Raw genomic sequence first — 19,917 nt, 5'->3', positions numbered from 1 at the left:
AAGCCCAGAAAATCCTGATGCCAGTCTTGAATATCGGTCTGCCCGACGCCTTCATCGAACAAGGCACCCGCGAGGAATTGCTGACTTTATGCGGTCTGGATCAGGCCGGTATTCAGGCGGCTATCGAGCAGTTTTGTGCTTGACAGAAATCGGTAAACTTTGCCTTACAAGCCAGGGATGGCTTTGCCGACTGCATCTTACTGATTAAAAACGCATGAGCTTTCCTTGATGGCCAGAATTTTCACCATCACCGCCAATACGGCAATCGACCATGTCATTGAAGTCGAACATCTGGGACAATCCGATAATCTGCAAGCGCGATCCAGTATCGAATTTGCTGCAGGAAAAGGCGTCAATGTTGCCAAAACCCTTGAATCCCTGGCTTGCCCGGTCAGTGCTCTGGGCTTTGTTGGACAGGATTCACTTAATCTGTTCGAACACCTGGACTCACAGTTTCTTAAAACCTGCTTCATCGAGGTTCCCGGTAGAACCCGGACAAATCTGACGCTCATTGATACCGAAAACCAAAAAGAGCTGCATATCCGCACTCCCGGTTATTGCCTTACTTCTGGACATCAAGAAAAACTGATTCAACAAATCAAAAGCATAATCCGCAAAGACGATATTGTCATATTATCAGGAAGCCTGCCTCCTGGGGCTTCTGACAACTTTTACCGACAGTTGATTGAAATTTGCCATTTCCAATCGGCTATTACATTGCTGGACAGCAGCGGTGTTGCTTTACAACACGGCATCGCCGCCAGGCCTTATTTAATCAAACCCAATCAACATGAACTGGCAGAACTGGCCAATCGTCCCCTGATGATGGAAACTGACTATTTATCAGCGGCAAGATCAGTCATCGGCCAAGGTGTTCAATGGGTAGTTGTGTCAAGAGGTTCGAAAGGCATCATTGCAATCAACCGGTCATCGGCTACTGTAATCAGCCTCCATCCATCAACACCAAGCGCCCCACTTTGCAGCGTTGGCTGTGGCGATACGTTGCTGGGGGGAATCGCTTATGCTCTGTTGAATCAGTATGATCCATTAGAAACCTTCAGCTATGGCGTAGCCTGTGCAACGGCCAACCTGACCCATTTAGAACCAGGCCGCATTGACGGACTGGATGTAGCCGATTATTTAAACCGGCTGACAATCGATCAACTCAAAGCATCGTAAATAGTTGTTTTCAACCCGGCACGGATTGCCGGAATGACGGCGTTGATGTCCGAATCAGGTTTTGTGTCGCTATCGCGAAACTTATGTGAAGTCGGTACGCGGACCGACAACCGCGTTACAGCTACGAAACCCATCCCTGGGTTTCGCCCTTTGGGCCGGCTAAAACGAGCGGCATCCCTGACGCCCCCCTTTCGAGCTATTCTCGGCAAAATCGCCCGTGCTCGGCGGGGCCTATTGGGATCCAGGTGAGGGCTCTGAATCAAATCAAATTGGCTGACGGTTCTCAGTCATCAGGAAGTTTTATTTCAAAAAAGTCTTTCGCAATGGGATGATCCAAATCCGGACCCGCATTCCCCTCCCTGACCAGCCATGTTGTCTTGAATCCTGCGGCTTTAGCGGCATCGAGTTCTTCTTTAATATCCGATAAAAACAGAATATCGACAGCCGCAAGCCCGATTTGATCCGCTATGGCTTGATAAGAATCCCGCTCTTTTTTACCGCCAATTTGGGTATCAAAATAGCCTGAAAATAAAGCAGTCAGATCGCCGTAGGCGGTGTGGCCAAACAACAGCTTTTGAGCATAAACGGAACCTGAAGAATAAACGTAAAGTGCAATACCCTGCTCTTTCCAGGCAGCAAGACATTGCTGGGCATCTTCATAAATATGACCTTTAAAATCGCCATTTTGATAGCCGTGTTCCCATATCAGGCCCTGCAGCGATTTAAGCGACGTAATCTTCTTATCTTGATCTATCCAGCTGATAAATTGATCAATAAGCCCGTCTATATCGGTTTTCTCACCCAATAGATGTTCTGCATCGGCCAATATTTTTTTAAACCTCGGTTCATCGGCATGGCTTCTGACAAAATCGGCCACATGTTGCCGGGAATACGGAAACAATACCTCTTTAACAAAAGACAAAGAAGAAGTGGTGCCTTCAATATCAGTCACTATGGCTTTAATCACGACAATTCGGCCACAAACTGGTCCAGCGTGGGGAACTGCGCGGCAATCGGGTCTCCGGTAAATTGAGCCACCCAACCTTCCTGCGTAGTAAACAAACGGATACATTTAAAATCAGGCTGCTCGCCCATATCAAACCAATGCCGGGTGCCTGCCGGAACGCTGATCAAATCGCCTTGTTCGCAAAGCATGGCATACACTTTATCGTCTACATGCAAGCAAAAAAGTCCGCGGCCTTTTATAAAAAACCGTACTTCAAAATCCTCGTGCACATGTTCTGAAAGGAATTTTGCACGCAAGGTTTCCTTATCAGGATGACCGGCGTTCATACTGATTAGATCCACCGATTGAAAGCCGTATTCTTTTTTTAATTGCTCTATAGACTGCTTGTAGGCACTAAAAACAGTGTCCTGATCGGCAACGTCCGACAACGGAAATGCGGCATTCCATCGTTCGAATCGAACACCCAGCGAAGCCAGCTGTTGCTGAATATCATCAAAGTCAAAATAAGTGGTCTTTTGTTGGGGCTGCTCTTCGTGGTAAACAGATAATGCGCTCATGGCAGTTGAACTCCGTACAGTTTAATTTCACATTCAAATAAAAATTCCAGCGCTTCGACATGCCGTAATGCCTCAGCGACATCCTTACCCCAGGTGTAAAATCCATGACCGGCAATGATGTAGGCATGAATCGGATCGTTTTGATCCATATAACTTTCAACTTCGGCGGATAAGCGTGCAATATTTTGATCATTCGCAAAAACAGGCACAACCGTTTGGGCCTCATGAGTGTCGATATCGGTCAGGGCTTTCAGTAATTCGTAATTTTTCAATACCAGCGCCGATTTGAATAAGCGAGAGACCAGCATCGAACTTTGAGAATGAGGATGCAAAACGCACTGAACTTGCTCAAAACGCTTATAAATAGTCGTGTGCAGCAGCGTTTCGGCAGAGGGTTTCTTGCCGTCCAACGATTGCCCCATGCTGTCTATCAACATGATATCGTCTTCTACCAGCCGCCCTTTGTGACGACCGGAAACAGTTATGGCTATATTTCCATCGGAAAGCCTCGCCGAAAAATTTCCACTGGTGGCAGGTACCCAGCCTTTACTGTCGATAAAACGCCCTACGTCTATTAACTGTTGCGCCTTTTCCAGAAATTCGTTGTTGTGTATCATCGTCAAATAAGAGTGCTCGTAGTCATATTCACTTCTATTCTACCGCAGAATCATAAATACTTGTTTTTCAGCTCGACCCTTTAAGCAATCATGTTATAACTTGGGTGACAACCTGCTTTCTGATAAAAATAGTCGCAAGGATGCGAATTCAATGATTCAGCAACCAAGAACCTTTCAATTCAATTTATCCTGACATCCACTTTCTTTATTTAATGATAAAAAACCGCCTTATATCCTCTCGCCTGATGCTATTACTTATCACGATTTTAATTGCGCTGGATGCTTCAGCCATTGGAACTGTGCTGCTCGATGACAACTCGGTACTTGACGAACAAACGCTGGAAACTAAAATCGAGGCATTAAATGCTAATCAGGATCTTGACGAAAGCACGAAAGCCAGGGTACTCAAGCATTACCGCTCAGTTAAAGACAACAGGCTTAATAATCGACGATTTAACGAACTGTCAGACGTCTACCAAAAAGACATGAAAGAGGCGCCGCAAAAAATAAAAGCATTTTCAGAGGAAATTACACGCCTTCAAAGCAAATTGAATGAGCCTATAAAAAACGATTTTTACGCTATTCCTCAAGAAGAACTGGAGCAACGCTTACTGATTGAAAAAGGAAAAATCAGTGAATTAGAGGAACAAATAAAAAAAATTGAAGGCCGTCTGGTTACTGAAAATAACCGCTCTAATTTTATTCGGTTGGAAACAGTCAAAGCAAGACAGGACATTGAGGAAATCACCAAGAGACTCGAATCACCGGCAAGAGCAGGAGAGTCAATTCTTGAATCAGAAGCGCTGAAACACTATTTAAATTCCATCATCGCCTCCCGAACAGCAGAAATTAAACTCCTGGAATTGGAAGCGGTCAGCCAGCCGTTAAGAATTGAGGTTCTCAACACCGAATTACGTTTACTGGACCTTAAGAAAAATATTCAATCCCCCATTGTAGGAACGATTGAAGGGTTGATAGCAGAGCGACGGCAAGAAAAAGCCCGAGAGATTCAAGAGGCTCTTGATCAGGCAGAACAGGAAATCACCGGCAAACACCCGGTTATCCAGACGATAACGCGCGAAAACATCCAATTCAGCCGAGATCTGCAAGCAGTTAACCAAAAAATAGAACGCTACGTCGAACTCAAAACAAAAATTGAAACGAAGACCAGCGAACTCGATTCTGATTTTAAAAGTGCCGAACGTAAAATCAGCCTTGCTGGATTAAGCCCTGCGCTAGGAAAAATCCTGCGAGAACAACGCAGAAACCTCCCCTCAGGTGACCGGTTTATTATTCGATCCGAGACGATACAAGACGAAACCGCCTTAACCAGTCTTAATTTATTCAAAATAGAAGACAAATTAAAATCTCATACGGATATTAATGTCGTATTAAACGAGTTAATGGACAAACTCGTTGCTCCGTCTTTACCCGGGAATGAAAGGATGATGATTCAGGCGGAGTTGAGAGTACTGTTAAACAATCAAACGGAAATTCTCAATCGTCTGACGTCTGCTTATACCTCTTACCTGCGCTCACTGGGGGATTTCGATTTTGCCCGTCAACAATTGTTCGGCCAGTCCGAAAAATTTGCCAATTTTCTTGATAAACGCCTTTTGTGGGTACCGAGTTCCAACCCCATTGGCCTTAACTTTATTACAGGGCTTTATCAAGCCTCACTTTGGTTATTGTCGCCTCACCATTGGTTCGGATTAATCAAGGATTTAGGCTACAGCGCCAGGGAAAATCTATTTTTTGCCATAGTTGCTCTCATGAGCATTGTTATTCTTCGCATGCTCAAAGTGTGGGCCAAAACCGAATTGTCGGCCACGACAGAAAAGATTGATAAAATCTATACCGACAGTTTTAACCTTACGATTAAAGCTTTAGTCTGTACGTTTATTCTGGCTAGCCAAATGCCCTTGCTGTTTTTCTATGCAAGCCTTTTTCTTACGCTACCAGGAAATATCTCGGAATTTGGTAACGCAATAGGTACAGGATTAGGCGCCGCAGCCATCCCTTATTTATTGATACAGTTTTTTTATAAACTGTTTCGTCCTCAGGGCATTGCTCATAAACATTTTTTGTGGCGTGAACAAACTGTAAAACGGGTCAGTCAAGAATTACGCTGGGTTCGCTATATCGCTGTCCCCTGCTTTTTTCTGATCTCAGTAGGAACGCCTTTACCCTATTCAACCATCAGCGATCACTTGGGGCGTTTGGCACATATTATTGTCATGGTCTCATTGGCTCTGTTTTTAGGCCGCTTACTGAAACCCAATAACGGTTTATTGACCCATTTAATCCTGGAAAATAAAAATGGCTGGCTGACTCGATTACGTATTTTTTGGTATCCCGGCATCGTTGTCACACCTTTGATTATTGCTGGTTTTGCTATTGCAGGTTATTACCTGAGCGCACTGGAATTACAACACAAATTGATTGTCACCCTCAGGCTGATCATGGCAAATCTGCTGCTTCACGAGCTGGTCATGCGCTGGTTAACATTGGCCAATCGTCAATTGGCATTAAAAAATGCCCGGCAAAAACGCAAAACCGCGGCCGCGCAAATTTCGAAACCCGCCGGCGGATCTAGCGACGATCCTATCATTCCGATTGACGAACAATTGCTCGATATTCCTAAAATCAACGCCCAAACCAAAACATTGCTCAGCGTCTTTATCGGCTTCAGTTTGATCGTCGGCATATGGATGATCTGGCGCGATATTCTGCCTGCATTTTCATTCATGGATAACATTGTGTTATGGCAGCATCTGCAAATCATCGATAGTCAGGAAACTTTTCAACCGGTGACATTGACGAATCTGCTGTTGGCCGGACTTTATGTGTTTATGGTTATCGTCGCCGTCAAAAACTTTTCAGGGTTGATGGAATTATTGATTTTCAGGCAAATATCGGCTGAAGCGGGAACACGATATGCCGTCAATCAGCTCGCCAAATATGGCCTGATTGCTATCGGCTTTATCATCATCGCCAATGAACTGGGAGGCAGCTGGTCGCAGGTTCAATGGCTGGTTGCTGCACTCAGTTTGGGCTTGGGTTTCGGTTTACAGGAAATATTCGCCAATCTGGTTTCTGGGATTATTATCCTGTTTGAGCGCCCGATCCGGGTCGGTGATACCGTGACCATAGGCGACATCAGCGGCAAAGTCAGCCGCATTCAAATGCGGGCAACGACTTTGACCGATTGGGATCAAAAAGAACTTATTGTGCCTAATAAAACATTTATCACCGGACAAATGATCAATTGGACACTGACCGACCAGATTACCCGCGTGGTCATTCCGATAGGAATCGCCTATGGAACAGATATAGAGATGGCCTATAAAGTCATGATTGATACCGTCAAAGAGACGCCGCGAGTCATGGCCGAACCCGAACCCAGTGTCTGGATGGTTGGATTTGGCGCCAATTCATTAGACTTTTCGATACGGATCTACGTCAGCGACTTATCAGGCCGGCTGGCCGCAACGCATGATTTACATATGCGGCTCAATAAGGCTTTCAAAGATCACAACATTCAAATTCCTTTTCCGCAACGCGATATTCATATAAAAACGGCACCGCCCGGCGCTTTGAATAGTCCGGTGATTGAACAAAATCTGCCCTCTCCTGCTGACGCTTATATCAACAATGGCAGTTCAACATGAATGAGACCAATACCGATAAAAAAAGAGACATTATCTGCCACTGCACGGGAACTACTGAAGAGAAAATCAAGGAACTTATTGATAGCGGCTTCGATAGCCTGGACAAGCTATCAAGACAAACAGGCGCCTGCTCAGGCTGCGGGGCGTGTGAAACTTCTATAACTGATCTGTTAGCAGCTGCCGACGTTGAGTCACTGACATCAACAAGATGATGATTATCAGCTTATATCATTGAAAAAACAGGGCAAAAATGAGAGGGATTCAGTGTTAAATCGCTACTCACCTGGCATTTTGAAAGAAAACCAGGTGAGTTCATATCCAAGCAAAGAAAACTTTACAATTTGTATAATACGTCGTTGGTTTTATCGCGGTCTCTAGGATCGACTTTGATAGTTCGGTCCTGATTCATCCGTTCCTGGCCAAACTTGCTGATCATGTCTTCCCAGGAAGAATATTGCTCATATTCCTTAAAACCCTGACTTTTACGTTGGTCATATATTTCTTTGCCTAACATAATAATTTCATCAGGATTTTTCCCATCCACGGCATCCAAAAATGCTGACTCGTCTTTATTAGCATCCCTGATGGTCCAAAAAGACACTTCAAATTGAATTCGTTTTTCCTGTGGTAAACGCTCTTTTATCATTTTCACCGATCGAAAAGCGGTGCTACTGTTTCGACCATTGATTTCACCACCGCTACCGCAACCAAATAGGGATAAGGCGCTAGCAAGTATCAATAAGATAGAAAAATTCCTCATAAAGTTAACCTCAATTCGTTGTCTGGTGATCTGCTATTGTTATTATGTCCGTCATCAGGCAATCACTGGTTCATTCAGTTCTTGCCGCAGTGCTCTCTACACTGTTTGCATCATTGACCGGGCGTTATCGATGCTTAATATCTATAGTAAATTCGTATCTACTCACCCCCTCCAATTTTATTGGGTGTCGGTGGTTGATTGAAAAGGCTTCTGCAACAGGGATGTTTTGCAGAGAGCTAAATGGACGAATTGATGCGTCCTTTGAAATCAAGCACCTACGCCCTCAATTCAAAGTGGACGATTAGATACATAAATTCTTTACCATAGCGGCACGCTGAAAACTTGAAATGACAGTTTCAGCGTGACTTGGAAAATACTGACTTCCGCAGCATTTTCTAAATACATTATTTGTTTAACGCGAACCGAATTAAACACAGTAAAATGTTCGTCGATTATAAACCTAAGCCACTTCTATATGCTGGAATTTATTAAATTACTCAAGCAGCGCTACCAACAAGTCTCAGCGCACGATAAAAGTGACAATGAGAAAACATTCTATCAGCAAAAAATCGATCAGCTAGTTCTTGCCGAAGCTTTTATTCGTAAAACGAATTTCATCACTTCATCCTCAGTCCTTCCAGCCAATATTGCCGTGATTGGTCCAACTCAAGCGGGAAAAAGCACACTGGTTAATTTATTGCTGGGCGACAACTGCGCCGGTGTCAGTCCTCTGGCCGGTTACACCGTTCATGCCCAAGGTTTTTGTCATCAGTTAGCTTCGCAAGATTGCACGCATTTGCAGCACTACTTTGGTCATTATGAACAGGTGCTACCCTCTCAGCTGTCCAAGGATCGTTACGACTGCTATTCGTTGAGCGAGTCGCAAGGCGAATCCAAACTACTGTCGCCCTGCATTATTTGGGATACGCCGGATTTTGACTCAATCGACGCCTCCGGCTATAGCGAGAGCTTGCTGCGCACCATAGCCCTTGCCGATGTACTCGTCCTGGTCGTCAGCAAGGAAAAATATGCCGATCAGTCCGTCTGGACCATGATGCATGAGCTGGAAGCGTTTAATCAGCCGACGCTGATCGTCGTCAATAAATTACCGGAAGGGTCCGAAGCGATCATTACTGCCTCACTCAAACAAAAATGGCACAGCGCCAGAACCGATGCCTTGCCCGAGATCATTCCCCTGTTTTATCAAGCGCAAGGCAAAACGCCTCAATGGCCTGCTCACACCCAACCAGCTGTTAAAGAAGCTATCCGGCTCGCCACTCGCCGCAAACCGGCAGAACTGGCCAAACAGTTTCTTAAAGTCCATTGGCAAAACTGGCTTGAACCCGTCATTGCAGAACATGAAGCTTACCGGCAATGGGCAAGCCTGGTAGATGAATTGACTGATCAGGCACTTCATCACTATCAGCGTGATTATCTCAACCATCCGCATCACTACGAAACCTTTCAACATGCATTAGCGTCATTATTGACCCTGCTTGAAATTCCGGGTCTGGACAAGGCGATTTTCAAAACACGCCAGATTTTAACCTGGCCCATAAAAAAATTGGGGCGATTGACGCAGCGCCGCCCTCCCCTCACCGACAGCAGCCACGAAGTGATGCTGTTGAATCAACTGGCTGAACATATCCTGATTCAACTGGCCGAACAATTATTCGATAAAGCCGGCCAGGATCAAACCCGCCTGTGGTGGAAAAGTGCCAACGGACTGCTAAGACAACACCGCAAAACCATGCTTGCCCAATTCAGCCAGGCGGTGGACCACTACCATTTAAATTTTCAAGTGGAAGTGGACACCGCAGCGCAGCGCCTTTACACAAAATTAAAAGAACAACCGTTTGTGCTCAATAGTCTCAGAGCGACACGCGCAACAACCGATGCGGCCGCCATCGCATTATCGCTGCAATTCGGCGGTATTGGGCTGCATGATTTACTGATTGCCCCGGCGATGTTTTCGGTTACCTCTTTATTAGCCGAAAGCGCGATCGGCAGTTATGTCAACAAAGTGCAGGCGGAATTAAAAACCAAGCAATTGCACATGGTTAAACACACCTTGTTTTTCGACTTCCTTCAAAAACAATTGTATGCGCTACCAGAGCAAATTAACCTCGATGCGCATTTCAACATCACCCCTCATCAACTCGAAATGGCCGAACAACAACTAAGAGAAAAACCGCATGGATTACGATTACTCTGAATTGACTCAACAAGCAAAAAGCTGGATTAGTTTGGTGACCGATGAAGGCTGGATTGATTCAAGCTGCGCCAAAAGACTCAATGACCTGGAAGCGGCAAACCCCGAACATCTGCTCTCGCATCCGCAGTTTCGGCCACTAATCGTTGCTTTTATGGGCGGAACAGGCGTTGGAAAAAGCACTTTGCTTAACCGCCTGGCCAATCAGGCTATCGCCAAAACAGGACTGGAAAGACCCACCTCCAAAGAAGTCACGGTTTACTGTCACAAAGATGTTCAACTCCACAAACTGCCCGACGCACTGCCGCTGGATAAAATCCGTATCGCAACGCATGATGAATCCGGCAAAAAAACGGTGGTCTGGATAGACATGCCCGATTTTGACAGTGTCGAAGCGCATAACAAGGAAATCGTCATGGGCTGGTTACCCCATATTGACTTATTGATTTATGTGGTTAGTCCGGAACGCTACCGCGACGATAAAGCCTGGCGTCTTCTGCAGAGTGAGGGAGCCCGGCATGCCTGGGTCTTCGTGATGAATCAATGGGATCGGGCAGACAGCATTCAGCTGGAAGCATTCAAGCAACAATTAGGCAGTGCTGGATTTAGCGATCCTTTGGTGTTTAAAACGGCTTGCGGCCTTGAAATGCCCGATGATTTTCCAACACTGCAAGCCACGATTGAGACGATGGCGACCGAACGCACCATAGAACAACTTCAGCGAAGGGGCCTTCGCATCAGAAAAGAAGCGATGCATGAATTGCTATCCGACTGCATCGGCCAATTAGGGCCTGAACAGGCTTTTTCAACCTTAACCGATCATTGGCAAAGGGTTTGGAAAAAAAACGCACAAACGCTAACGACAGGCATGGAGTGGTCTGTTCTACAAATGGCCAGGCATTATGCAGAAAAGGCTCAGATGACCGGATCCAAAGGCCTGACGCTCTGGGACGACTGGGCACAAACTCTTTACGAGGATGGCCTGGATGAGCTACTGATTCAGGCCGACTCACAAAATCTGGCGACCGCGCCACTCAAACAACAGCTTTTGCCGCTGCGAACCCGAGCGCAAAAGATTCTCCATGAACAGGTTGAATTATCTCTGCGGCAAGCCTTGGCCAAACCGGGCCATGCCATGCAAAGAATGTTTTTAAAGTGTCTGCAAATAGCTGAATTTATTCTGCCACTGACAGCCATGGGCTTAGTCGGCTACGAAGTCTTACACGGGTATTACAACAGCCACATCACTCATACTCACTATCTGGGAACCGAATTTGCCATCCATAGCTTACTGGTAATCACCATCACTTGGCTGGTGCCTTTTTACCTGCATAAAAAACTTTTACCCTCAGAAGAAAAGACCGCTCTCAACGGCTTGAGAAAAGGCGTAGCGCTGGCTTTTAACCTGCTTGAAGCCGAGGTCATTCAAACCCTGGAACAAACCGATATTCAGCGCCGTCAACGCATCACTGATGGCAAAAAATTACTGGCACAATGCAATCAAGCAAACTCAGACTCGAAAGCAATCGGCAATAATGAACAACTAGCCCGGATGCTGGTGGAATAGACTCTTAATAAACAACCTATTTTTTTCACAAAAGCTTGAAATTGACTTTGGCACCCCAATATCAAACTTTGTAAAGGTTAGAAATAAATCAAGTTGAACTAAAAGCCAGCTTGTAAAACTAACCGATAGCGACTTTATCTTAATGAATCAGTCGATGAGTAAACCAAAATTTAAAGTTTGCTTATTGATGATACGTTCTGATAGTATCGCAAAACACTAAGGGGGCGACATGGCTTCGACGTGGGTAGCGAAACCTTAAGTGCATGCCGAGCACAGTACAGCTCGTAAAACCTACTGAAAAAAAGTATTCGCAAATGACGAAAACTACTCAATGGCTTTAGCTGCCTAAAAACAGCTACCATTCCTTTGACTGTGTGTGCTTATGCGCGCAGAGTTCTTGAAGCTCTTCGGAGTCGAGGGGACGCTCAGAGGTCATATTACATAAGATCGTGCTGACGCTAGTCCGGAGCTGATGCCCTAAAACTTACGGAATCGCTGACAGTTTTCTTGGCCTGACGGGTAGCTGGCGGTTAAATCAAAAGTTCAGGATAAGCATGTAGATCTTGTGGCGGAGTACTTGCGGACGCGGGTTCAATCCCCGCCGCCTCCACCAAATATGTTAAGAGAAAACAGTCACTTACGAGTGGCTGTTTCTTTTTTGGCACAGAATTGGCACATTTAAGTTCAGCTGAATCTAAAACGGATGATCTTTGCTTTGACTGTAAAGAAGAAAGCGTTTCTTCAAGTATTGATAACTCCCTTCCTTTGTCTGCTTTAATCAATCCACAGTGCATAGCGATCATGAAAAATTTTTCACACTATGCCCGAGATGTTTTGCCACCCAAGCCCGATTAATCCTGACATGAGCAATAACGTTGCGTAAGTATGTCGTGTTTGATAACAATGTCTGTATCTCAGTGATAATGCTTTGAGAGTTGGAACCCAAATCCAACGCATCAATGGGCTGTCATCAATAGACACTTTATCAGTATTTGGATTTAACTAGGTATAATACCCTATGAAACTGCCGCTTTAACGCATCTAAAGCCCTTGTATTAAGCTCCATATCTCGCGACTTGTATGTTTTAGTTGGCAGTCAACAACTTGCCTGACTTTCGCTCTACTGATATGAGCAATTTTGTTAATAAGATCAATATCATTTCAATTCAATTAACTCGTAAGCTCTCAAGCCCGTAAAGAATGCAAATTCAAAAAGGCTCATTTTTTATCGACATCACGGATAAATTCCGCATGATTGTTTCCCTGTTGGGAACTATACCAACCGCACTTCAAATTTAGGCACTCGGTTCTAACCGATAATTTGGAAATGGTCAGTCAATAGCGAGCGCAACGAGACCTGGTGCTGATCTAATTCTGCAAAGAAGTCGTCGCGAGCCGTTTTGAATTGGCAAAAGCTTTCGTAATACCGCCCATGGAGCCCGGTTTTTTTGAAAAACCTCCAGAACCGCTCAATCAAGTTAAGATTGGGTGCATAGGGCGGAAGCAATACCAGCCCGATTTTAGAGTCTGTCAGATAATCCTTCACTAACTGTGCATGGTAACACCGAGCATTATCACAAATGATCTGAATCCGGCTTGCCTGCGGATATTGGGCTTCGATTTGTTGAAACAGTTTGATGGTCGATATCGCATTAGGAAAGTTTCAAGCTGGTTGTCGCCGAAGATTGGGCCAGCAATTCAGATCCGAAATCTAATAATTACAGTTGAGGAAGTTCTAACCGGACGGGTTTTGTAAACCCGTCCGTATTTTAGATAGAAACAATTAAAGCAAGGTTGCCCACCAAGCCCCGCCTGAGACTTTTATAATTTTATTCGAGGCTTGAACGAACTACTCTTTACACGAGACAACCCCGTCCTCCATATGAACTATGCAATCTACGGCAATATCTTTATCTCCTGAATTTTCAGCAGCATATGCTGTAGTCACAATGACTGAGCCAAAAATAAACGCCAATACCATAAACAATTTATTCATCTTGAATTCTCCTTAAAGATATCAAAGAAAAAACTGGGCTTGTTAAGCCATTTGTCAGGTTTTTGGAGAATTGGCTGATCAAGTCAACGGACCGGTTTTAATCCATTACGATAGAAATTGTTCATTACCTAAAGACAGTCACCTGTTTATTTTTATAAGCCCGGCAATCGGATATAGCCTTTATCTCCACAATGACAGACACACTTTATAACCATCAAGTTCATGTAACCAAGTGATTTAGTCAATTATTTTTTGATTCTTGAACAATCGAAGTCTTTGCCAACCGATCATCATTAAGCCGTTCAAAAACAGGAACATGCCAGGGGGGCATAGGCGCCAACTTAAGAATCTGAGTCTATGATCAAGCAAAGCTTACACCTGGAGTAGCGCGCTCAGTAACGAGGTCCAAAACACGATCAGGCAACCCCTGTAGCTTTCTCTTGCGCGGACGTTCACAGAGACTTTTTATGCAGTCGTCAATAAAGCGCTCTTTTTTTGGAAAACAAGCCTTCAGTCCGGACTTGGTCTCCTCAGCAATCATGCGCCATAAACACCACGGGGTAAGTGAACGCTCGGCGTCCATCTTGGTTGCTGCCCGACTGAATCGACGTCGCGCGATCTTTTGCGTCACCGCAGCAAACAGTGTCCGATGCATCGTATGCTTTCCGTCAGCTGCCGAATCAAGACCAATCGATGTGACTCAATGTTCAACTATTCAAACATATTGCCTTATCGAAAGGCGTTGCGAATGATGAATTCTACTTGGGAAAAGATACTCATCGGAATTCAGTTGACCCAGGCCAATCCAATTAGAAAACGTGTCTTTGGTTTATACGTTATCTCAAATTGAACCAGTCTATGCGTTTTCTGCTGCATTTGATTGCATGCGCTGACACCCGACCAACCTCCCCGGTGTCAGGATGAGCTAATTTCATGAAAGGATGAGGCATTAGTTACCTCTTTGGTCAAAGATTTTGAACAGGCTCTCAAAGCCAACTCGAATCCGATTAGTGAAGCGCTAGAGCGCATGTTTTTGAGCATAGATTTTTACCAGGAAAGTTGACTAACCTTATTCCAATGTCGCCAACCGCATCAAAGCAGACTGCAAGGGTTTTACGTCAACTCCTGGCACCGTTTTCCAACCAATACAGCAGTCGTGAGCAAAGATTAGCCGGATCAAACGGTTTGGATAGATAATCATTCATACCTGCTTGCAAACACCGCTCACGGTCCTCAGCAAAAGCGTTTGCAGTCATGGCAATAATCGGTACATTTTGCCAGTCGTCCAGTAAGCGGATCTGCCGGGTAGCCTCAAGCCCATCCATCACCGGCATCTGCATGTCCATGATTACCAAAGCAAAGAGCTGTTGCTTGGCCAACGCCAGCGCCTCTTCGCCATTGTCCGCTACCGTGACCTTAAAACCGGCCGCTTCTAACAGAATGACACCCACCGCTTGATTGATGGGTTCGTCTTCTACCAGCAATAAGCTAGTGCCGGCATACTGGCCACGCAGAATCTGCTCCGCCGTGTCGTCGCTGCTGTCCACCAATTGCCTAGTGCCGGTTTTATGGCTACCCTTGCTTAGCCAAGCGGTAAACCAAAAGGTACTGCCTTGACCAACCACACTAGTTGCGCCAGCCTGGCCGCCCATTAACTGAGCGAGCCGTTTGGTGATTGCCAAGCCCAACCCGGTGCCCCCGTGCTTGCGGGTGATGGAATTATCAATTTGCTCGAATGCAGAAAATAACTTTGGAATAAGATCCGACGGAATGCCGCTGCCGCTGTCACGCACCTCAGCCTTTAGCAGCACTTTGTCGCCTTGTTCGCTGACCGGAAAAATGCGTACCTGCACAAATCCCTTTTCAGTGTTCTTGATCGCGTTACTGATGTAGTTGAGTAGCGCCTGATTAAAACGGAGAGGGTCTCCTCGCAATTGATAGTTTACAGCTGAGCAATCCATGCTTAACTTCAGGCCTTTGTTTACCGCCAATTCGTTCATAATTGTCAGGGCCTTGGTCGCCACTTCGTCCAAATCAAATTCCAAGGATTCCAACACCAATTTTTCCGCCTCGATCTTGGTCAAATCAAGGATATCGCTGATGACACCTAGCAGATGTTGAGCCGAGCTACCGATCTGCTTTAGAAAACTCATTTGCTCAGGGTCCGTTACTTTGCGTGACAAAATGTGAGTGAGACCGACAATCGCATTGAGCGGGGTGCGGATTTCGTGACTCATATTGGCCAAAAATGCAGTCTTTGCCTGGTTGGCCGTATCAGCACGCAGATTCGCTTCAACCAGTTCGTCCAAACGTTGGTGCATCTGCGTAATATCAATATGACACCCCACCATACGAACGGGTTCACCATTATCCGTCCACTGGACCACTCGACCCGCGCAAATCACCCAAACCGTCGAACCGTTCTTGTGTCGATACCTTACTTCGTTGTAGTAAGGTTCTTCACCATGACTGGCCACATGACGCTCGAACTTCTCGGTAACACTTGGCAAATCCTCGCTAAAAATAAGTTTTTGCCAAGTTTCCGGGACATTAGGGAATTCTTCATCCTCGTAACCCAGCATGCTTTTGAAGGTATCACTAAAATACTCGGTGCCTTTGGGAATATTCCAATCCCAGTAGCCAGCAAAAGCCGAATCCAAAAGCCCCTGCAAATGGTTCAACTCTTCCTCTAACAGGACATTTTTGCGCAATTGTACTTCAGATTTCTTCCGAGCGGAAATATCGATCACCACACCGATACATTTGATCACACTGCCATCGTCATTCAATAGCGGCCGACCTCGGCACATCAGCCATCGCGGCTCCTGGCCTGCAGGGAGCAGCACCCGCCATTCAGCTTCGAAAGACTCCGAACGCGCAATGGCAGCGGCATAAATGGCCTCTACCTGCCCGATGTCGTCCGGATGCACCGTTTTTAGCCATGACGCATAACAGGGTTCGACAGAGCCATAGGGAAGGTTATAAAAACCCCAGAGTTCATCAGACCAATAATTCCGGTTGGTAGCCAATTCCCATTCCCAAGAACCGCCCATGACTGCGTCCATGGCCAAACGAACGCGTTGTTCGCTCTCGCGTAAAACACGTTCTGCCAGCCTCTGCGAGGTTACCTCTGTCGCCACGCCGGCGATATAACACCGACCTTCCACATCGCAGAAGGTAAACTTGCTGCTGTGCCAAATTTGTTCGCTACCGTCTTTTTCGATGATCGTTTCATCTATCTCTAAAGCCTGGCCCGTCTGCATGACCACCAGGTCATTGGCGTGTAACTGTTCGGCAACGCTTTTCGGCCATACATCAAAATCGGTTTTACCCAGCCAGTCTTGGAGTTTTACGCGAAAGCGCTGCTCATAAACTTTATTCAAATATACGTAACGGCCGACCTCGTCTTTAATCCAAGCTGCAGCAGAACTGTTATCCATAAACAGCCGGAAGCGGGCTTCGATATTTCGTTGAGCTTCTTCGGCAGAATACAATTCGGAAATGTCGGAAAAGCTCAACACCGCGCCGGCAATGTCGCCCACCTCGTTCTCGAAGGGATCGATCTGCATCAGAAAATGAAATTCCTTGTGGTGTATCTGTTCTACTAGCGAGTCGCCGCTAGCCACTACGTTGGTGACGTAGTCTCGTAACTTGGGTATAGGAATATGACAGGGAATGCCGTACAAAAACTGGCCGATATCATCCGGTACCAAGCCAAAGACCCGAGTGGCGAAGGCGTTGTAGCGTGTGACATGCCCTTCCTTGTCGACTAGGACCAGACTGCTGCGCAGGGAGTTTTGAATACTGGTCAGTGTGGCATTGAGCTGAGCAGATTCCACTGACTTGATCCGCAACTCATCATTGAGTGTGGTTAATTCTTCATTCGAGGCCTGCAGTTCCTCATTGGACGCCTGTAACTCCTCGCTGGAGCATTGCACTTCCTCGCGCAGTATTTGCAACTCGGTATTGGCGGATTCGAGTTGGTTAATCACGCTGTGCAAGAGCTCTCGACTGTCCGCCAATTCTCGGCGAATTTGCTCCATTTCGTCATAGGGTTGTTCAACTGTTCCTGACGTTTTGTCGGCAAGCCGGATCGGTGGAATCTCGATAAACGTGATCAAGATGCCGAATCCATGGCTAGCCGGTGTCTGCTCAACACGCGTCACTTTCGGCCTAACTCGCGTTGTTGCGCCATCGATATGCAGATCCAGCGTAACACCCTCGGCAACGTTTAGATTGTCTTGCATCAACCTGAAACAGAGCGCTTTCAGCTCGTTACGCAACTCCGGCAGACACAAAGAAAACACCGTAAAATCAGAACTTTCTTCCGGCAAACCGAAAAAGCGGCGACCATTGCCAAAAAAGCGTAACGGTTCAAAATTGTCATTAATTAGCACGCCGCCTGGCGCGTATTCTCTGATCAAAGCATTAATGGCCAGATCGGTTAACGCATGCCGATAATTCGCATTTCCCATATTCAGTTTGGTTCTGTTGGCTTCGATAGCAATATTAAACGGCGAATAACGAAGGACGTGCCGCGAGGCCACGGCACGATGGCGATAAAGTTTGTTACTGCCATCCAATACCTCGAACAAGGGCGAATTTAGCCCTACTGATTCTGATTTTCCCAAGAATAATAAACCGTCAGGCTTCAGGGCGTAATGAAAAGCGTTGATTAAGTCTGATTGCTGCGCCGGTTTGAAATAAATCAGCAAATTCCGGCAACTCACCAAATCCATATTGATGAAAGGCGGGTGATGGATAATGTTATGCGTGGAAAATATGCATAACTCACGGATGACCGGCTGAATCCGCCAACCGCTCCCCTCATTCTTAAACCAGCGTTGCTGCCGCGCCAGGCTCAAACCAACCATGTCTCTGGATGAGTATACCCCGGCTCGCGAAAACTCAATCGCTTCATCGCGTATGTCAGTAGCAAACACCCGCACCTCAAATAGGCTTAGCCTGTCTCCCAAAATTTCGGCCAAAATCATCGCGATGGAATAAGGTTCTTCACCGGTTGAGCAGCCCGGCACCCAGACCCTGATCGAATCACCGGCGGATTTGCTGTTGACCACGATCCGCAAGGCGGCCTCCAATGCCGCAAAAGCGGTATCATCGCGAAAGAACGATGATACCGACACCATAAAGCGCTGTTGCAAGAGGCTAAGTTCTTCCGGGTGTTCCTTAACGTAATCGACGTAATGTTCCAAGGACTTAATTTCCAGACTCCTAAAACGACGAAAAGCCTGTCGACGCAAGGTGCCTTCCTTATAATTATTGACATCCAGGCCGGTCATTTGGTGGACCAATCGGATTAATTCGGAAAATGCATTCGCGGAGCCCATCACTTCATCCTTGATTGCTCCATCAATGCTGTCGATGTGATTCAGCCACTCTGCAATCTGTTGTGAGCTGCCTACCAAATCCGCAAAGCCCAATTTAATGACCGACTCGGGCATCTCGCTATGCACGGCGTCTGCCGGGTTTTGCAAGATAACCAAGCCATCGGCTGCCGCGACTGCTTCAGCTCCTAAAGCGCCATCGTGTCCCGAGCCGGATAGAACGACGACGATAGCTTTTTCCTGGCGGCTTTCAGCGATGGAACGGAATAATCGATCAATCGACGGCGCAATCGCTTGTGTGTCTTCGGACTGAGATACTACCCAGTGGTTATCAACCAACTCGATATTATGGCCGGGCGGACACATGTAAACATGATCAGGAACCAGTTCGTCACCGTCCCTGGCCCATAATACGCTGAGCGGGCATTTACTCTGCACTAGCTCTACCAATGAACAGGGTTTATCGGGTGACAAATGATGAGCTAAAACATAGGCGCATTTCCCCCGCGGCTTTATTCCTGAAATAACAGGTATTAAGGCTTGCAGTCCACCTGCAGAAGCTCCGATGCCGACAACGGCACAATTTTGTTCTTCGATTTCTTCAGTCAATTAATGCCTCTGGCTTTATTATTATTATAATTTTCCATTATTATTCAGATACTTGTATTTTTTCCGTTCAAGATGGTTAGCCGTTGAAAACAAGCGACTGCTTCCTTTTGAGAGCCTAAAATTCTGTCTATTCTGAAATCTCTTAGGGCGTCGTCAACTTCGATCCCGACATATCTGACTGTGCTATCAAGTTTAGTATGACCCAGCAATAATTGAACAGCACGCAGTTTTTTTGTCCGACAGTAAACCAAGGTCGCTTTTACCCGGCGCATCGCATGCATTCCAAAAAGCAGGGCATCGGGGAGTCGCTATTTTTGCGAAAGCTTGTTTTGGGCATCCCAGCCCAATCAAGCAGCAAAAAAATACGCGACCACTGATGCCTCCGGCGGCCCCGATTCGTCCGCGTCGCCTCGTTTCGACCCAACAAGGGGTCGAAA

14 protein-coding genes and 1 other RNA gene are annotated in these 19,917 nt (G+C 46.2%); 7 read left to right on the top strand and 8 right to left on the bottom strand.

What is annotated here, in order from left to right:
- Positions 1-228 precede the first annotated feature (228 nt).
- Positions 229-1,179, top strand: a complete 951-nt coding sequence (locus tag Q7V32_RS18670) for a 1-phosphofructokinase family hexose kinase (RefSeq protein WP_304898491.1) — start codon at positions 229-231, stop codon at positions 1,177-1,179.
- A 283-nt stretch (positions 1,180-1,462) separates the two neighbouring features.
- Here Q7V32_RS18670 and mtnC read toward each other — a convergent pair whose 3' ends face one another.
- Genes mtnC through Q7V32_RS18655 form a run of 3 tightly spaced genes read right to left on the bottom strand, consistent with a single transcriptional unit; the run spans position 1,463 to position 3,320 of the window.
- Complete coding sequence (gene mtnC / locus Q7V32_RS18665; protein WP_304898490.1) at positions 1,463-2,146, bottom strand: acireductone synthase; 684 nt, start codon at positions 2,144-2,146, stop codon at positions 1,463-1,465.
- Complete coding sequence (locus tag Q7V32_RS18660) at positions 2,143-2,703, bottom strand: acireductone dioxygenase (protein ID WP_304898489.1); 561 nt, start codon at positions 2,701-2,703, stop codon at positions 2,143-2,145. Before Q7V32_RS18660 ends, mtnC begins: the two co-directional genes overlap by 4 nt.
- Complete coding sequence (locus Q7V32_RS18655) at positions 2,700-3,320, bottom strand: methylthioribulose 1-phosphate dehydratase (protein ID WP_304898488.1); 621 nt, start codon at positions 3,318-3,320, stop codon at positions 2,700-2,702. The genes Q7V32_RS18660 and Q7V32_RS18655 overlap by 4 nt, the downstream gene beginning before the upstream one ends.
- 245 nt (positions 3,321-3,565) lie before the next feature.
- Here Q7V32_RS18655 and Q7V32_RS18650 point away from each other — a divergent pair, with 245 nt between their 5' ends.
- Complete coding sequence (locus tag Q7V32_RS18650; RefSeq protein WP_304898487.1) at positions 3,566-6,991, top strand: mechanosensitive ion channel domain-containing protein; 3,426 nt, start codon at positions 3,566-3,568, stop codon at positions 6,989-6,991.
- Positions 6,988-7,203 carry a bacterioferritin-associated ferredoxin gene (locus Q7V32_RS18645; protein ID WP_304898486.1) on the top strand — a complete coding sequence of 72 codons (216 nt, stop codon included), beginning with the start codon at positions 6,988-6,990 and terminating at the stop codon, positions 7,201-7,203. Before Q7V32_RS18650 ends, Q7V32_RS18645 begins: the two co-directional genes overlap by 4 nt.
- A gap of 122 nt (positions 7,204-7,325) precedes the next feature.
- Here Q7V32_RS18645 and Q7V32_RS18640 read toward each other — a convergent pair whose 3' ends face one another.
- On the bottom strand, positions 7,326-7,751 hold the full coding sequence (locus tag Q7V32_RS18640) for a hypothetical protein (protein WP_304898485.1): 426 nt from the start codon (positions 7,749-7,751) through the stop codon (positions 7,326-7,328).
- 475 nt (positions 7,752-8,226) lie between these two features.
- Between Q7V32_RS18640 and Q7V32_RS18635 the strand changes: the two genes are divergently transcribed.
- The 3 genes from Q7V32_RS18635 (at position 8,227) to ssrA (ending at position 12,143) form a co-directional block, all read left to right on the top strand.
- Positions 8,227-9,966: a GTPase domain-containing protein gene (locus Q7V32_RS18635; protein WP_304898484.1), complete on the top strand. Its 1,740-nt coding sequence runs from the start codon at positions 8,227-8,229 to the stop codon at positions 9,964-9,966.
- Positions 9,947-11,530: a GTPase gene (locus Q7V32_RS18630; protein WP_304898483.1), complete on the top strand. Its 1,584-nt coding sequence runs from the start codon at positions 9,947-9,949 to the stop codon at positions 11,528-11,530. The genes Q7V32_RS18635 and Q7V32_RS18630 overlap by 20 nt, the downstream gene beginning before the upstream one ends.
- A gap of 220 nt (positions 11,531-11,750) precedes the next feature.
- Positions 11,751-12,143, top strand: a transfer-messenger RNA (tmRNA) gene (gene ssrA, locus Q7V32_RS18625).
- Positions 12,144-12,839: 696 nt separating this feature from the next.
- Here the strand turns inward: ssrA and Q7V32_RS20890 are convergent.
- The 4 genes from Q7V32_RS20890 to Q7V32_RS18610 all read right to left on the bottom strand — a co-directional run bounded on the left by Q7V32_RS20890 (position 12,840) and on the right by Q7V32_RS18610 (position 19,480).
- Positions 12,840-13,178, bottom strand: coding sequence for a transposase (locus tag Q7V32_RS20890; protein ID WP_370690864.1), 339 nt, complete (start codon positions 13,176-13,178; stop codon positions 12,840-12,842).
- A 201-nt stretch (positions 13,179-13,379) separates the two neighbouring features.
- Positions 13,380-13,526, bottom strand: a complete 147-nt coding sequence (locus Q7V32_RS18620; RefSeq protein WP_304898482.1) for a hypothetical protein — start codon at positions 13,524-13,526, stop codon at positions 13,380-13,382.
- Positions 13,527-13,887: 361 nt separating this feature from the next.
- Positions 13,888-14,181 carry a hypothetical protein gene (locus Q7V32_RS18615; protein ID WP_304898481.1) on the bottom strand — a complete coding sequence of 98 codons (294 nt, stop codon included), beginning with the start codon at positions 14,179-14,181 and terminating at the stop codon, positions 13,888-13,890.
- Between the two features lie 463 nt (positions 14,182-14,644).
- Positions 14,645-19,480 (bottom strand): CheR family methyltransferase, encoded by a 4,836-nt coding sequence (locus Q7V32_RS18610; protein WP_304898480.1) that lies wholly within the window; start codon positions 19,478-19,480, stop codon positions 14,645-14,647.
- A gap of 232 nt (positions 19,481-19,712) precedes the next feature.
- Between Q7V32_RS18610 and Q7V32_RS18605 the strand changes: the two genes are divergently transcribed.
- Positions 19,713-19,917 (top strand): hypothetical protein (locus tag Q7V32_RS18605; RefSeq protein ID WP_304898479.1); only part of this gene is annotated, 205 nt, incomplete at its 3' end.

The sequence above is a fragment of the Methylicorpusculum sp. genome, from assembly GCF_030651835.1.
Classification (GTDB): domain Bacteria; phylum Pseudomonadota; class Gammaproteobacteria; order Methylococcales; family Methylomonadaceae; genus Methylicorpusculum.
This window is presented reverse-complemented; position numbering and strand designations above follow the sequence as displayed.

Excerpts from the sequence above, each read along its gene's own strand:
- Q7V32_RS18670 (WP_304898491.1), top strand. The coding sequence starts at position 229 with ATGGCCAGAATTTTCACCATCACCGCCAATACGGCAATCGACCATGTC.
- Q7V32_RS18660 (WP_304898489.1), bottom strand. The coding sequence starts at position 2,703 with ATGAGCGCATTATCTGTTTACCACGAAGAGCAGCCCCAACAAAAGACC.
- Q7V32_RS18655 (WP_304898488.1), bottom strand. The coding sequence starts at position 3,320 with ATGATACACAACAACGAATTTCTGGAAAAGGCGCAACAGTTAATAGAC.
- Q7V32_RS18650 (WP_304898487.1), top strand. The coding sequence starts at position 3,566 with ATGCTATTACTTATCACGATTTTAATTGCGCTGGATGCTTCAGCCATT.
- Q7V32_RS18645 (WP_304898486.1), top strand. The coding sequence starts at position 6,988 with ATGAATGAGACCAATACCGATAAAAAAAGAGACATTATCTGCCACTGC.
- Q7V32_RS18640 (WP_304898485.1), bottom strand. The coding sequence starts at position 7,751 with ATGAGGAATTTTTCTATCTTATTGATACTTGCTAGCGCCTTATCCCTA.
- Q7V32_RS18635 (WP_304898484.1), top strand. The coding sequence starts at position 8,227 with ATGCTGGAATTTATTAAATTACTCAAGCAGCGCTACCAACAAGTCTCA.
- Q7V32_RS18630 (WP_304898483.1), top strand. The coding sequence starts at position 9,947 with ATGGATTACGATTACTCTGAATTGACTCAACAAGCAAAAAGCTGGATT.
- Q7V32_RS18620 (WP_304898482.1), bottom strand. The coding sequence starts at position 13,526 with ATGAATAAATTGTTTATGGTATTGGCGTTTATTTTTGGCTCAGTCATT.
- Q7V32_RS18615 (WP_304898481.1), bottom strand. The coding sequence starts at position 14,181 with ATGCATCGGACACTGTTTGCTGCGGTGACGCAAAAGATCGCGCGACGT.